This window comes from Burkholderia sp. 22313, assembly GCF_052045245.1.
Classification (GTDB): domain Bacteria; phylum Pseudomonadota; class Gammaproteobacteria; order Burkholderiales; family Burkholderiaceae; genus Burkholderia.
The window spans coordinates 78,597-92,109 of the sequence record NZ_JBQEON010000016.1 but is presented as its reverse complement, the minus strand read 5'-3'; the positions used below and the strand labels follow the sequence as shown (position 1 = coordinate 92,109).

Annotated in this window: 14 protein-coding genes; 9 read left to right on the top strand and 5 right to left on the bottom strand. The window is 68.8% G+C overall.

Annotation, left to right across the window (positions count from 1 at the left end; all coding sequences use genetic code 11):
• Positions 1-131: 131 nt before the first annotated feature.
• Entirely contained in the window at positions 132-515 is a 384-nt protein-coding gene (locus ACTJKF_RS15530) for a hypothetical protein (RefSeq protein ID WP_440624397.1), read from the bottom strand.
• A gap of 302 nt (positions 516-817) precedes the next feature.
• Between ACTJKF_RS15530 and ACTJKF_RS15525 the strand changes: the two genes are divergently transcribed.
• Entirely contained in the window at positions 818-2,380 is a 1,563-nt protein-coding gene (locus ACTJKF_RS15525) for a methyl-accepting chemotaxis protein (protein ID WP_440624396.1), read from the top strand.
• A 36-nt stretch (positions 2,381-2,416) separates the two neighbouring features.
• Here the strand turns inward: ACTJKF_RS15525 and ACTJKF_RS15520 are convergent, their stop codons facing one another.
• Positions 2,417-2,581: a hypothetical protein gene (locus ACTJKF_RS15520; RefSeq protein WP_440624395.1), complete on the bottom strand. Its 165-nt coding sequence runs from the start codon at positions 2,579-2,581 to the stop codon at positions 2,417-2,419.
• Here ACTJKF_RS15520 and ACTJKF_RS15515 point away from each other — a divergent pair.
• The gene (locus ACTJKF_RS15515) at positions 2,580-2,768 is read left to right on the top strand and encodes a hypothetical protein (RefSeq protein WP_440624394.1); all 189 of its coding nucleotides are present in this window, start codon (positions 2,580-2,582) and stop codon (positions 2,766-2,768) included. The genes ACTJKF_RS15520 and ACTJKF_RS15515 overlap by 2 nt on opposite strands.
• Before the next feature lie 56 nt (positions 2,769-2,824).
• On the opposite strand, the gene ACTJKF_RS15510 is transcribed toward ACTJKF_RS15515, so the two are convergent.
• The 3 genes from ACTJKF_RS15510 to ACTJKF_RS15500 all read right to left on the bottom strand — a co-directional run bounded on the left by ACTJKF_RS15510 (position 2,825) and on the right by ACTJKF_RS15500 (position 6,394).
• Positions 2,825-4,297, bottom strand: coding sequence for an amidohydrolase family protein (locus ACTJKF_RS15510; RefSeq protein WP_440624393.1), 1,473 nt, complete (start codon positions 4,295-4,297; stop codon positions 2,825-2,827).
• Positions 4,298-4,400: 103 nt separating this feature from the next.
• Positions 4,401-5,171 (bottom strand): porin, encoded by a 771-nt coding sequence (locus ACTJKF_RS15505; RefSeq protein WP_440624392.1) that lies wholly within the window; start codon positions 5,169-5,171, stop codon positions 4,401-4,403.
• A gap of 314 nt (positions 5,172-5,485) precedes the next feature.
• Positions 5,486-6,394, bottom strand: coding sequence for an IclR family transcriptional regulator (locus ACTJKF_RS15500; RefSeq protein ID WP_440624391.1), 909 nt, complete (start codon positions 6,392-6,394; stop codon positions 5,486-5,488).
• A 294-nt stretch (positions 6,395-6,688) separates the two neighbouring features.
• Here ACTJKF_RS15500 and ACTJKF_RS15495 point away from each other — a divergent pair, with 294 nt between their 5' ends.
• Genes ACTJKF_RS15495 through ACTJKF_RS15465 form a run of 7 tightly spaced genes read left to right on the top strand, consistent with a single transcriptional unit; the run spans position 6,689 to position 13,507 of the window.
• A complete protein-coding gene (locus ACTJKF_RS15495) occupies positions 6,689-7,771 on the top strand; it encodes an ABC transporter ATP-binding protein (protein WP_440624390.1) in 1,083 nt (360 codons plus the stop codon).
• Positions 7,772-8,752, top strand: a complete 981-nt coding sequence (locus ACTJKF_RS15490; RefSeq protein WP_440624389.1) for an ABC transporter permease — start codon at positions 7,772-7,774, stop codon at positions 8,750-8,752.
• Entirely contained in the window at positions 8,749-9,543 is a 795-nt protein-coding gene (locus ACTJKF_RS15485) for an ABC transporter permease (RefSeq protein WP_440624388.1), read from the top strand. Before ACTJKF_RS15490 ends, ACTJKF_RS15485 begins: the two co-directional genes overlap by 4 nt.
• Positions 9,544-9,545: 2 nt before the next feature.
• Positions 9,546-9,890 carry a (2Fe-2S)-binding protein gene (locus tag ACTJKF_RS15480; RefSeq protein WP_440624387.1) on the top strand — a complete coding sequence of 115 codons (345 nt, stop codon included), beginning with the start codon at positions 9,546-9,548 and terminating at the stop codon, positions 9,888-9,890.
• Positions 9,887-11,320: an FAD-dependent oxidoreductase gene (locus ACTJKF_RS15475; protein WP_440624386.1), complete on the top strand. Its 1,434-nt coding sequence runs from the start codon at positions 9,887-9,889 to the stop codon at positions 11,318-11,320. Before ACTJKF_RS15480 ends, ACTJKF_RS15475 begins: the two co-directional genes overlap by 4 nt.
• Entirely contained in the window at positions 11,313-12,464 is a 1,152-nt protein-coding gene (locus ACTJKF_RS15470; protein ID WP_440624385.1) for an NAD(P)/FAD-dependent oxidoreductase, read from the top strand. The genes ACTJKF_RS15475 and ACTJKF_RS15470 overlap by 8 nt, the downstream gene beginning before the upstream one ends.
• Complete coding sequence (locus tag ACTJKF_RS15465) at positions 12,461-13,507, top strand: ABC transporter substrate-binding protein (protein ID WP_440624384.1); 1,047 nt, start codon at positions 12,461-12,463, stop codon at positions 13,505-13,507. Before ACTJKF_RS15470 ends, ACTJKF_RS15465 begins: the two co-directional genes overlap by 4 nt.
• The last annotated feature ends 6 nt before the right edge of the window (positions 13,508-13,513 follow it).

Sequence of the window (13,513 nt, the reverse complement as noted above, 5' to 3'; positions counted from 1 at the left end):
CGCGCTCAAGCGCGGCGCCACAGGGGCGCTGATTCATTCGCACCCCGGCCGAATCCACCCGCGCGCCGGCTGCCGGGCAAGCGCAGTGGCATCACCCGCGGCGCGGCCGTGCGAATCGGTCGTATCGGCGACTACGCCGCGCGCTGCAGGAAGTCCGTCGCGAACGATCTCGCATGCGCGACGGCTTCTTGCGCGTCGGGGAAAACGCCCAGCTCGTCCCAGTGCTCCTCGGCCGCGTACGTTCCTTTCACCGCGAGCGCGCGCTGCACGCGCAACTGCGCCGCATATCTGCCGTCCTCCAGTGGCCGGGCCGTCGCGACGACCTTGTGCGGTGGACCGGATCGTTCCGGCTGAACCAGCTCGACCACGCCGTCGGCCGCGCCGATATTCATCAACTCGTTCCGGGTGTTGCAGTCCGGGCAGTAGAAGCACCAGCCCGCGTTCTCCTGGCGGGACCTGACCTGCCCTCGAGCCAGCACCGCACGGCATTCAACGTTTTCGCAGATGAACGGCATGGCAGTCTCCGAAGTTGTTTGACGGAAATCCTAGCATGTCCGCCGACGGCCAACCATCGGCATCGGCAGCATCGCCGTTTCGCCCGTTCGACCGCGCCGGCCGGCGGACACGGCGCGTTGCGCCCGCCTGTCGCGGCCATTCAAATGCGCGTCGCATACAGATAAAACCCCGCCGCCGCACCCGCCGTTAACCCGTTCGCAATCCCGGCGCCCCGCATTGCAACGCGGCGCCCGTCGTCGTTCGTGCTCCGCAATCCACATCCGCCGTCGGCCGCCCGTCGGGCCGCCGGCAAGGGAACGTCATGCGAAAACTCACCATCCGCGGCGGACTCGTCGCGACCATCGCCGGCTATACGGTGCTGCTCGTGCTGGTCGTCGGCGCGTGCATTGCCGCGCTCTACGCGGGCAACGGCTCGCTCGAAGCGATGTACCGCGACGACACCGCGTCGCTGCTGCACCTGAAGACCAGCTCGGAGCGCATGCTCGTGCTGCGCGAACGCGTGAGCGACGTCGCGCAGATCATCAGCGCCGGCCAGCCCGCGAAGGCGGAAATCGCACAGCTCCACACGCTCCTCAAGCAGAGCGACGACGAACTGGACACCTACACGCGCCTGCACGCGCGCAACGCGGATGAACAAGCGTTGTTCGATACGCTGCGGCAACGCCGGCGCGCGCTGCTCGACCAGGTCTTCCTGAAGGCGATGTCGCAGCTCGACCACGACAACGCGTTCGACTTCCTCGACACGCACCGCAACGCGCCGCCGGCGCTGTTCACCGCCTACCAGGACGCGATCGACGCGCTCGAAGCGTTCCAGGTCGGCCGCCAGAAGGCACGCTACGATGCGGCCGGCGAGCGCTTCCACCGGATCGTGTGGGCCATGCTGGCCGTCGCACTGTTCGCGCTGATCGTCGGCTTCGTCGCGCAGCGCGTGCTCGCGAAGGCCATCATCGCGCCGATTCATCTCGCGGTTGCGCACTTCGACAGGATCTCGAAAGGCGACCTGACCGGCACGGTCGTGATCCCCGGTGAAAACGAAATGGCGTATCTGCTGAACGCGCTGAAGCGCATGCAGGACGGCCTCGTCGAAACCGTGACACAGGTCCGCACGAGCACGGAGACGATCGTCGGCGATGTCCGCACGATCGCGAGCGGCAACGTCGATCTTTCCGCGCGCACCGAGCAGCAGGCCGTGTCGCTGCAACAGGCCGCGGCGAGCGTCGAGCAATTGACCGCAACCGTGCGCCAGAACGCGGACAACGCGCGCGATGCCCGCACTTACGCGCAGGGCGCGGCCGGCATCGCCACCAAAGGCGGCGACGCGATGCAGCGCGTGATCGAAACGATGTCGGCGATCTCGCACAGCTCCGCGCGGATCTCGGGCATCGTCGGCGTGATCGAGAGCATCGCGTTCCAGACCAACATCCTCGCGTTGAACGCCGCGGTCGAAGCGGCGCGCGCCGGCGAACAGGGGCGCGGCTTCGCGGTGGTCGCGACCGAGGTGCGCGGGCTCGCGCAGCGCTGCGCATCGGCAGCGAAGGAAATCCGCGAGCTGATCGGCAACTCGACGCAGCGCGTCGAAGACGGCAGCGGCCTCGTCGCACTCGCCGGCTCCGCGATGACCGAACTCGTCGCCGCGGTCGAGCGCGTGAACGCGATCATGAGCGAGACCAGCATCGCCTTCGACGAGCAGTCGTCCGGCATCGAGCAGGTGAATACCGCCGTCATCCAGATGGAGCAGACGATGCAGCGCAACGCGGCGCTGGTCGAGGAAGCGGCCGCGGCGGCGCTGTCGCTCGAGGATCAGAGCACGCGATTGAGCGATGCCGTCGCGCAATTCCGTCTGGGTGAAGCGGCGCTGGCGTGAGTGCGTCCGGCCCGTCGTATGGCGGGACGCGGGACGTCAGACGCCGTATCCCGCGTCGCGCATCAACTGGCGCGACACGGCACCGCGCAAGCCTTCCGCATCGAACCGCGCGCGGAGTTTCGCGTCGGCCTTGCGGGTCACGCCGCGGGCCAAGGCCAGAATCAATGCGAAGAGGGCCACGATAAAGAGTGAAGCAAGCATGATGTCGCTCCTGGCGGGTCGGATCGGATATGTCCCGCACGCGGCAAGCGGGGCTGCATTGCAAGCCGGCACGTCCGGGTCCATCGAATCCGGAGAGGCGCATAATCCGGGCCTGCGCGTGAGCGCCGTGCGCTGCCACGAAACCGCCTGCGTCGACATCTTCTGCAATCTGACGCAAAAAAGCTAGCCCCGCCGCGCCAGCCTTGCCAACGCGTGATCGAGCGTCCAAGCCCGTCCCGTCGCTCAATAGTGACTCCGCCCCCATAACGTCTTCGGCTCGTCGAGCAGGTGACGCAAGCCGCTGCGCTCGATCATCGTCCGCGCAACTTCCATCACACGCTCGAGCGTCTCGTTCTCGTCGACCGACAGCACGCGACGGTCCTCCATCAGCACCCGCCCGCCGACCATCGTCATGCACACGTCGGCCGCGTTCGCGAAACACGTCACGCGATACACCGGCATGTTCATCGGCATCATGTGCGGGCGGAACAGGTCGACGAGGATGAGGTCGGCGAGCTTGCCGGCTTCGAGCGAACCGATCTCGCGATCGAGCGACAGCGCCTTCGCCGCGTCGATCGTCACCATCTCCAGCACCTTGCCGTGCGGCAGCACGTCCGGGTCGCGGAAGTGGCGGCGATGATAGTGCATGCACTGCCACATGTGACGGAACATGTCGTAGCCGCGATCGGGCGCCGCGCCGTCCGATGCGATCGCAACCGTCACGCCCGCGTCGATCAGTTCGGGCACCGGGCAGCGGCCGATGATCGACATGATCGCGCTCGGGTTGTGGATGATCGCGGTGCCGGTGTCGACACAGGCGGCGATATCGTCGTCGGTCAGGTCGATGCTGTGCGACATGAACGACGTCGGACCGAGCAGCCCGAGCTCGCGATGCGCGAACGCGAGCGTGCCCGCACGGTGGCCATCCTGCGTGAACGTGAGGCCGCGCCCGCGCGCAAGCGCGCCGTAACGGGCGGCCTGGTCGCGGAAATCCTGCTCGTACCGCGCAAGTTCCGGGTCATGCGCGGGCCCGTACACCGGCAGCGTGATCGCGATCCGGATTCGACCGTCGGCGTCGCCGTGGCATTCGTCGACGATGCGTTCGCACACGTCGTACATCGTGTCGAAATCGATGTCGCGCGTGACGCTGCCGGCCGGCGTGTGGCGGGTGTAGGCGCGCGGCGCGGGCGGACGCGACGGGCCGACCGCGACGATCGAACGCGTGCCGGTGCGCACCACGGCATCGCAATGGCGCCGCGCGTAGACGGGATCGTCGACGCGCATGATCGAGTTTCCGCCGCCGAGCAGCGACACGCCGGTCGTCACGCCGGCCTTCAGCCGTTCGAGCGCGGCGAGGTGCGATTCGGTTTCCCAGAACGCTTCGTCCGATGCGCGCGTGTAGATCGTCTCGGCCGCGGCCGACCACGCATCGCCGTCCGCGCCGCCGATCGTGCGCAGCATCGCGTGGCCCGCGTGCGCATGCGAATCGATCAGCCCCGGCAGCACGGCCTTGCGGCGTGCATCGATCGTGCGCGCGGCGCGGTAGCGCGCCTGCAACTCGGCGGACTCGCCGACGGCGACGATGCGATCGCCCTTCACGGCCACCGCGCCGTCCTCGATCACGCGCCGCTGCGGGTCCATCGTGATCACGCAGCCGTTCGCGATCAGGGTGTCGATTGCTTCGCGCCGATCGTCGGCCTGGTTCTCGATAGTCATCGCCTGGTGTCCTGTGTTGATTCGAAATGATGCGGGCGCCGACGAACGGAACAACCGCCGGGCGGGTGCCCGGCGGCTCGGCGGCGGCACGCCGCATGGGTTGTCACGCGGAGCCGACCGGTGCCGCCACGCGTGCCTTCAGCTTGCGCTGCCCCGCGCTGATCGCGATGAACACCGATGCCGACGCCGACGCCGGATAGTAGTTATCCGAAGCAACCGCGCCGCTCGTGCTGGCCGCCGGATGGTTCACGCGTGCATACGCGGCGCCCGCGTTCAGCGGCCCATGCGCATACGTGACGCCCGCGCTCCAGCTGTTGTCGTTCGCGAAGCCGGTCGCGTTCGAGAACCCGTACATGAGGTTCGCCTGCAGGCCCGCGATCGTCGGCGACACGTACTTGACCGCGTTGTTGGTGCGGAACGTGTTGTTGATGTCGTCGTTGTCGAACGGGTGCGTCGAGTACTGCGCGAGGAAGCTGCTCATCTGCAGCGAGCCGAGGATGTCCTGCGTCGAGTTGTACTGGCGGCCGAGCGTCACCGCGCCCCAGTTCGCGCCGCTCAGGCCGCCCCATGCCGACCGGCCGAACATCCGGCCGCCCTGCCCGAGCGCGCGGTTCGCGACGTTGAAGCCGTTCTCGAGCCGGAAGTTCGCCTTCAGGCCGCCGCCGAGATCCTCGGTGCCGATCAAGCCCCAGCGCGGCCCCGATTCGTTGCCGCCCGTGAACTGCCACAGCGCATGGCCCTTCGCATTGTTCGTGTAGGTCACGCCGGCATCGACGATCCCGTACAGCGTCACCGACGACTGCGCGTGCGCGGCGCCGGCGCACAGCATCGCAATGGCCGCGCCCATGCACGCGGCGCCCGTGTTCCTGCCCATCTTTCGCACCATCTTCGTCTTCTCCGCTCCAAACCGTCTTGTCGATGTTGTGTTTTTTGATCCTGCCCATACGCACCGATCAGGTTGTATAGACAGTGGCTGGATGGTATCCAGCCGCAATCGCATCAAGAAATGAAATGTTCAACTGGCCGACAGTTGAAAATCGAATGGGGAGGAATGAAGCGGAGACGGATGGGGAATGTGCACGTCCGAAAGCCGACGGAAAGCCTGGAGGCCGGCCGGACGCGGCGCATTTTGTTCAGACGTGAATGGCTCGCGCAAGCAAGCTGACGAAACGGCGACGCGCGACGCGCTTATGCGGTTTTCCCGGATAGACCGTGCATCGGCCGCCGCAACGCGGCGTCGAACGGATTCGTGCGCGGGCCGATGGCGTCGGCCTGGCGCCGGAGCAGTTCGACGACCATCGGCATCCGGTCGTCGCCGAGGCGCGACGCAAGCGTACCGACGCTCAGCGCGCCGACCGGATAACCGGTGCGATCGAGGATCGGCACCGCGACGCCGGCCATCCCGTCCAGCACGCCGCTGTTGCGGCCCGCGTAGCCGAGTTGCCGCACGCGCTCGATCTCGGTGCGCAGGTACACCTCGTCGAGCACGCCGTAGCCGCGAATGCGCGGCACGTTGAAGCGGATCACTTCCTCGCGCTCGGCTTCCGGCAGGAACGCGAGGATCGCGAGGCTGCCCTGCCCGACGCCGAGCGCGATGCGCCCACCGATGTCGCCGGTAAACGAGCGGATCGGGAACGGGCCTTCGCACAGGTCGAGACACACCGCGTCGAAGCCGCTCTTCACGAGCAGGAAGATGGTCTCGCCGAGGCTCGCGCACAGCCGCAGCAATGCGGGCCGGCACAGCGTGCGCATGCTGCTCGGGTTGCCGGCCAGCGCGGCCAGCGCGAAGAAATCGACGCTCAGCCGGTACAGCTTCGACTGTTCGTCCTGCTCGACCATCCCTTCGGCGATCAGCGACTGCAGGATCCGATGCGCGGTGCCCTGCGTGAGGCCGACGGCCTTCGCGAGGTGCGTGACGCGCACGCCGTCCTGCTGCATGCCGGCCAGTGCGCGCAGGATCGCGAACGCACGCTGCAGCATGCCGGTGCCGGGCGCGCCGGCGGCATCACGCGTATCGGTCACCTCGGCGGCGGCGTCCTCGTCCGGGCGCGGCGTGCATGCGGCCGGCGGCGTTCCGGGCGAATGGGGTTCCTGCATGCCGTCTCTCCTCGATGATTTCATTGAACGAAACAGGCGAGCCGCCATTGTCGTCCGGTCGATCATCCACGGGCATCCGGGTGTGCACGGGATTGACGCGTGCATTTCGCGGCATGCCCGTGCGTCATCCATCGGAACGATTCGCGCGCGATTCCCTCATCCGTTCCGTTCAATGGAATTTTTTCAAAATTCATCCCGATCAGCAGAATTCGAAATTGACGCTCCGAAATATGGTTGGCTAGAGTCCGCGTCATCGGTGCACCGGCCATGCGGTGCGCGAACCCGGAGCTTCCCATGTCGTTTCTCACGCTTACGGATCTGACGAAATCGTTCGGGCAGCTCACCGCCGTCGCCGACGTCAACCTGTCGGTCGAACAAGGCGAATTCGTGTCGCTGCTCGGGCCGTCGGGCTGCGGCAAGACCACGACGCTGCAGATGATCGCCGGCTTCGTCGACGTCACGCGCGGCCGCATCGCGCTCGACGGGCAGGACATCACGCACATGAAGCCGAACCGCCGCGGGCTCGGCATCGTGTTCCAGAGCTATGCGCTGTTCCCGCACATGAGCGTCGCGGAGAACGTCGGCTTCGGTCTCGACATGCGCGGCGTCGACAAGGCCGAGCGCGCCGAGCGCATTCGCGCGGCGCTCGCGCTGGTGCGCCTCGATGCGCTCGCGCACCGCTTTCCGCGCGAGTTGTCGGGCGGCCAGCGGCAGCGCGTCGCGATCGCGCGCGCCGTCGTGATCGAGCCGCCGGTGCTGCTGCTCGACGAACCGATGTCGAACCTCGATGCGAAGCTGCGCGAGGAGATGCAGTTCGAGCTGCGCGCGATCCAGCGCAAGATCGGCACGACGACGATCATGGTCACGCACGATCAATCGGAAGCACTGTCGATCAGCGACCGCGTGGTCGTGATGGAAGCCGGCCGCATCACGCAGACCGACACGCCGTATCGCGCGTACGAACGCCCGGAGAACCATTTCGTGTCGCAGTTCATCGGCAAGGCGAACCTGCTGCCCGGCACGATCGTCGCGCACGACGGCGACGCGATCCGCATCGACCTCGGCCACGATCTCGCGGAAACGGGCCGCACGGCGCACCTGCCGGCGCGCGAGCGCGACATGCGCGTCGGCGACGCCGTGTCGGTCTGCATCCGCCCGGAAAAGCTGCGACTGTGCGCGCCCGGCGCGGGCCGCTTCGCCGCGACCGTCACGAGCCGCTTCTTCCTCGGCAGCCAGTGGCTGTACCGCGTCGACAGCGCGCTCGGCGAAGTGCTCGTGTGCTGCCAGAACGAAGGCGCGGAGCCGCTCGCGGAGGGCGCGCCGGTCGGCATCGACTGGCACAGCGACGCCGTGCGCGTGATGCGCCGGGAGGCCTGAATGGGACAGCCCACCCGCCCGCTCCCGACCGACGGCGTGCCGGCCGGGCTCGCGCAACCGTCCGCGACTTCCGTCGATGCCGTGCCGGCACGCGCCGCCGCGCTCACGCCGCGCGCGACATGGCGCGCGCATGTGCCGCCGTGGCTGATGTGCGCGCCCGCATTCGCCCTGTTCGCCGCGCTCGTGCTCGTGCCGCTTGCGATGACGTTCGTGCTGACGTTCTACCGCTTCGACCCGGCAACGGGCGCGATCGCCGCGTTCCAGTTCGGCAACTACGCGGACGTGCTCGGTTCGTCGTACTTCCATGCGATCTTCGCGCGCACGTTCGGCATCGCCGCGCTGACGACCGCGCTCTGCGTCGCGATCGGCACGCCGGAAGCGTACGTGCTGTCGAAGATGCGCGACCCGTGGCGTTCGCTGTTCCTGCTCGCGATCCTCGCGCCGCTGCTCGTGTCGGTGGTCGTGCGCGCGTTCGGCTGGAGCATGCTGCTCAACACGAGCGGGCTCGTGAACCAGGCGCTCGGGCTCGCCGGCCTCGGCCCGTACAAGCTCGAATACACGACCTTCGCGATCGTGATCGCGCTGGTGCACGTGATGCTGCCGTTCATGGTGATCCCCGTATGGACGGCACTCCAGCGGCTCGATCCGCTGACCGAGCACGCGGCGCTGTCGCTCGGCGCATCGCCGTTCACGACGCTGCGCCGCATCGTGTTGCCGCAGCTGATGCCCGGCGTGCTGTCGGGCAGCCTGATGGTGTTCGGGCTGTCGGCGAGCGCGTTCGCGATTCCCGGCCTGCTCGGCGGCCGCCGGCTGAAGGTCGCGGCAACCGCCGTCTACGACGAATTCCTCGGCTCGCTGAACTGGCCGCTCGGCGCGACGATCGCGGTGTTGCTGCTGGTTGCGAATCTCGTCGTGATGCTCACCTACTACCGCGTGCTCGAACGCCGCTACGCGCGCAGCCTCGGAGGTTCCTCGCGATGAGAAAGAACGGCCCCTTCGCCCTCGCATTTCACACGCTCGTGATCCTGTTCGTGCTCGCGCCGCTCGCGATCGTCGTGCTGGTCGCGTTCACGCCCGACGAAACGCTGACGCTGCCGACCCACGGGCTGTCGTTGCGCTGGTTCCGCGCGATCCTCGACTACCCCGATTTCGTCACCGCGTTCTTCAACAGCCTGAAGCTCGCCTTCGCATCGGCGACGCTGTCGCTCGCGATCGCGTTGCCGGCGGGCCTCGCCATCGGCCGCGCAATGTTTCCCGGCCGCGCGTTCCTGAACGGTCTGCTGCTGTCGCCGCTCGTGATTCCCGGCCTCGTGCTCGGCATCGCCTTGCTGCGCTTCTTCGCGCTGATCGGCGCGACCGGCTCGTTCGCCTGGCTGGTGCTCGCGCACATGATCGTCATCACACCGTTCGTGATGCGGCTCGTGCTTGCGTCCGTCGCGGGCCTCGACCGCAGCATCGAGCAGGCCGCGTGCTCGCTCGGCGCCGATCCGTGGACGACCTTCCGCCGCATCACGCTGCCGATGATCGTGCCCGGCATCACGGGCGGCTGGCTGCTGGCGTTCATCAACAGCTTCGACGAGCTGACGATGTCGATCTTCGTCACGTCGCCGCAAACGGTCACGCTGCCCGTGCGCATGTACATGTACGCGACCGAATCGATCGACCCGATGATGGCGTCGGTGTCGGCGCTCGTCATCTTCATCACCGCCGGCGCGATGCTGCTGCTCGATCGCGTGTACGGCCTGAACCGCATCCTGATCGGCCAACACTGACGATGACTTCCGTTTTCCGTTCAACCGACACCGCGGCCGACGGCGCGCAGTTCGTGCGCATCGCCGAACGCGAGCGTGACGCCGTCGCATTCACGCTCGACGGACGGCCCGCGCAGGCGCTCGCCGGCGACACCGTGCTCACCGCGATCCTCGTCGCGCAGCGCCGCGTGCGCGTGAGCGAATTCAGCGGCGAGCCGCGCGCGGGCTTCTGCCTGATCGGCGCGTGCCAGGATTGCTGGGTGCGCACCGAAGCCGGCGCACGGGTGCGCGCCTGCTCGACGCCGATCGCCGACGGCATGCGGATCGTCACCGGCACGCCGCACGCCGCGGCCGGCGACGCATCATGAGCGACGCCCTGCAACCCGTGATCGTCGGCGCGGGGCCGGCCGGCGTGCGCGCGGCCGAGGCGCTGGTCGACGCGGGGCTGCGCCCCGTCGTGATCGACGAGAACGCGCGCTGGGGCGGCCAGATCTACCGGCAGCCGCCCGTCGACGGCAGGTTCGCCCGCGGCAAGCGCGCACTGCACGGCTTCGAGGCCGCGAAGGCGGACGCCGTGCACCGGACGATGGCCGCGCTGCTGCCGCACGTCGACTACCGGCCGAACACGCTGGCGTGGGCATGCGGCGCGGGCCGCGTCGACACGCTGCAGGACGGCCGCGAAACGAGCGTGCCGTTCTCGCACCTGATCGTCGCGAGCGGCGCGACCGATCGCATGCTGCCGGTGCCGGGCTGGACGCTTGCCGGCGTCTATACGCTTGGCGGCGCGCAGGTCGCGCTGAAATCGCAGGGTTGCGCGATCGGCAGCCGCATCGTGTTCGCGGGCACGGGGCCGTTGCTGTATCTCGTCGCGTATCAGTATGCGAAGGCCGGCGCGCAGGTCGCGGCGGTGCTCGACACGAGCCCGCTGCGCCGGCAGGCCGCCGCGACACCGGCGCTGCTGCGCATGCCGGCGACCTTCGCGAAGGGGCTGTATTACATCGGCTGGCTGCGGGCGCACGGCGTCGCGATCGAAACGGGCGTGACGCTCGATCGCGTGCTCGGCGAGCGCCATGTCACCGGCCTCGCATGGCGCGCCGCCGGCGGCGACGCGACGCAGCGGACGATCGACTGCGATGCGCTCGGCCTCGGCTTCGGGCTGCGCTCGGAGACGCAGCTCGCCGATCTCGCGGGCTGCCGGTTCGGCTTCGACCCGATCAACCGCGCGTGGCTGCCCGAGCGCGACGCGGCCGGCAGGACGTCGGTGCGCGGCATTTACGTCGCGGGCGACGGCGCGGGCATCGCGGGGGCCGACGCGGCCGAGGCATCGGGCCGGCGCGCCGCGCTCGCGTTGCTCGACGACGCAGGCATCGCGCCGACATCGCCGCCCGGCAAGCCCGATGCGGCCACGCTCGAACGCACGCTCGCGCGCATCGGCGCGTTCCGCGCGGGCCTCGAAGCGGCGTTCGGGCCGCCGCCCGAGCTCGCCGCATGCTGCCCGGACGACACGATCGTGTGCCGCTGCGAGGAAATCGACGCGGGCACGCTGCGGCGCTGCATCCGTAGCGGCGAGGCCGCCGAGCTGAACCGGCTGAAAGCACTGACGCGCGCCGGCATGGGTCGCTGCCAGGGCCGCATGTGCGGCGACGCGACCGCGCTCGTACTGGCCGCCGAAACCGGCCGCCCGCTCGCGGAGGTCGGCCGGTTGCGCGCGCAACCGCCGGTGAAGCCGTTCCCGATCTCGGCCGCGCTCGTGGGCGACGACGTCGCGGCGATTCCCGACGAGGCCCGCGATGAGTGAGATCCGGCATTACGACGTCGCGATCGTCGGTGGCGGCCTCGTCGGCGCATCGGCCGCGCTTGCGATGACGCGGCGCGGCCTGCACGTCGGGCTGTTCGAGCGGCGCGACTGCGGCGCGCAGGCGAGCGGCGTGAACTACGGCGGCGTGCGCTGCCAGGGCCGCCCGGCCGAACAACTGCCGCTCGCGCTGCGCGCGCGGCGTATCTGGGATCGCCTGCCCGAGCTGATCGGCATCGACGGCGAGTTCGTCGTGTCGGGACATTTGCGGCTCGCGCGCAGCGACGCCGACCTCGACGCGCTCGACGCGTATGCCGCGCTCGCCGGCGAGCACGGACTGCCGCTGCAGGTGATGCGCGGCGACGCGTTCCGCCGCCGCTACCCGTGGCTCGGCCGCGCGGCGCTCGGCGGTTCGCTGTGTTCGACCGACGGCCATGCGAACCCGCGCCTCGTGTCGCCCGCGTTCGCGCGCGCGGCGCGCGCGGCAGGCGCCGACGTGTTCGAGCACACGCCGGTCGGCGACGTTCAACACGACGGCACGCGCTTCCACTTTCACGCGGGCGGCCGCGCGTGCACCTCGACGTGGCTGGTCAATTCGGCCGGCGCGTGGGCGAACACGATTGCCGAGCGCTTCGGCGAGGCCGTGCCGATGGAGCCGATCTACCCGAACATGTGGGTAACCGAACCGCTGCCGCCGTTCATCACGCACAACCTCGGCGTGTACGGCGGCGGCGTGTACGCGCGGCAGGTCGCGCGCGGCAACTGCGTGATCGGCGGCGGACGCGGCCACGGCGACGGCGAATTCGGCCAGCCGTCGGTCGACACGACCCGCGCGGTGATGCGTGATGCGTGCGCGCTGCTGCCCGCGCTGCGCGATGCGCTGCTGATCCGCACGTGGAGCGGCGTCGAAGGCTGCACGCCCGACCACAACCCGATCGTCGGCGCGAGCCGCACCACGCCGAACCTGCTGCATGCGTTCGGCTTTTCGGGCGGCGGCTTCCTGCTCGCACCCGGCGTCGGCGAGATACTCGCCGATCTCGTCACGGCCGGCGAAACCGCCACGCCACTCGAAGCATTCTCGATCGGCCGCTTCGTCGCATCCGGCGCGCCGGCCGCCCCTTTCCGTCAAGAGGAGACCCACAAGTGAAACTGCTCGGAACGATCGCGGCCGCCGCCGCCCTCTGCGTTGCCGGTGCGAGCGCACCTGCGTTCGCGCAAACGAAAACGATCTACGTCGGCATGAACGGCGGCCCGATGGAAAAGGCCTATACGAGCCAGGTGCTGCCCGACTTCGAGAAGGCGAACAACGTGAAGGTCGTCGTCGTGCCCGGCACGTCGTCGGACGTGCTCGCGAAGCTGCTCGCGAACCGCAACAAGCCGCAGATCCACGTCGCGTTCCTCGACGACGGCGTGATGGCGCGCGCGGTCAGCCTCGGCGTCTGCCAGAAGCTCGACGATTCGCCGGTACTGAAGGAGCTGTATCCGTTCGCGCGGATGAAGGACGACGTCGGCGCGGGCGTGCAGCTCGGGATGACCGGCATCGCGTACAACAAGAAGCTGTTCGCGGAGAAGGGCTGGGCGCCGCCGACGTCGTGGATGGATTTCGCCGATCCGAAATACAAAGGCAAGGTCGTGTTCCAGTCCGCGTCGAGCAGCACGTTCGGACTACACGGCTTCCTCGCGATCAACCGGCTGCTTGGCGGCAGCGAGCAGAACGTCGAGCCCGGCTTCAGCAAGTGGGCGAGCACGGTCGGGCCGAACGTCGTCGAGTACATCCCGAACTCGGCGAAGATCTCCGAGATGGTGCAGACCGGCGAGGCCGGCCTGTTCCCGCTGACGCCGACCGGCGTCGGCGACCTGCAGGACAAGGGCATCCCGGTCGCGTACGCGAACCCGAAGGAAGGCCCCGTGCTGCTGCTCGTCGACCTGTGCGTGGTCGCGAACAATCCGGACCCGCAGCTCGCGCAGAAGCTCGCGCAGTTCCTGCTGTCCGCGCCCGCGCAGACGAAAGCGGCCGACGCCGGCAAGCAGATCCCGACCAACCGCCTCGCGAAAATGCCCGCCGCGATGCAGCAAAGCCTCGGCAACATCGACGAGCTCGTACGCAAGGTGACGGTGGTCGACTGGACGGCGATCAACGCGCGCCGCGCTCAGTGGGATACGCGCTGGAACCGGCAGATCGAGCGCTAGCCCGGT

Coding starts and splice junctions, on each gene's coding strand:
- ACTJKF_RS15490 (WP_440624389.1), top strand. CDS start 7,772: ATGGGACAGCCCACCCGCCCGCTCCCGACCGACGGCGTGCCGGCCGGG.
- ACTJKF_RS15525 (WP_440624396.1), top strand. CDS start 818: ATGCGAAAACTCACCATCCGCGGCGGACTCGTCGCGACCATCGCCGGC.
- ACTJKF_RS15510 (WP_440624393.1), bottom strand. CDS start 4,297: ATGACTATCGAGAACCAGGCCGACGATCGGCGCGAAGCAATCGACACC.
- ACTJKF_RS15470 (WP_440624385.1), top strand. CDS start 11,313: ATGAGTGAGATCCGGCATTACGACGTCGCGATCGTCGGTGGCGGCCTC.
- ACTJKF_RS15495 (WP_440624390.1), top strand. CDS start 6,689: ATGTCGTTTCTCACGCTTACGGATCTGACGAAATCGTTCGGGCAGCTC.
- ACTJKF_RS15515 (WP_440624394.1), top strand. CDS start 2,580: ATGATGTCGCTCCTGGCGGGTCGGATCGGATATGTCCCGCACGCGGCA.
- ACTJKF_RS15485 (WP_440624388.1), top strand. CDS start 8,749: ATGAGAAAGAACGGCCCCTTCGCCCTCGCATTTCACACGCTCGTGATC.
- ACTJKF_RS15505 (WP_440624392.1), bottom strand. CDS start 5,171: ATGGGCAGGAACACGGGCGCCGCGTGCATGGGCGCGGCCATTGCGATG.
- ACTJKF_RS15500 (WP_440624391.1), bottom strand. CDS start 6,394: ATGCAGGAACCCCATTCGCCCGGAACGCCGCCGGCCGCATGCACGCCG.
- ACTJKF_RS15520 (WP_440624395.1), bottom strand. CDS start 2,581: ATGCTTGCTTCACTCTTTATCGTGGCCCTCTTCGCATTGATTCTGGCC.
- ACTJKF_RS15475 (WP_440624386.1), top strand. CDS start 9,887: ATGAGCGACGCCCTGCAACCCGTGATCGTCGGCGCGGGGCCGGCCGGC.
- ACTJKF_RS15480 (WP_440624387.1), top strand. CDS start 9,546: ATGACTTCCGTTTTCCGTTCAACCGACACCGCGGCCGACGGCGCGCAG.
- ACTJKF_RS15530 (WP_440624397.1), bottom strand. CDS start 515: ATGCCGTTCATCTGCGAAAACGTTGAATGCCGTGCGGTGCTGGCTCGA.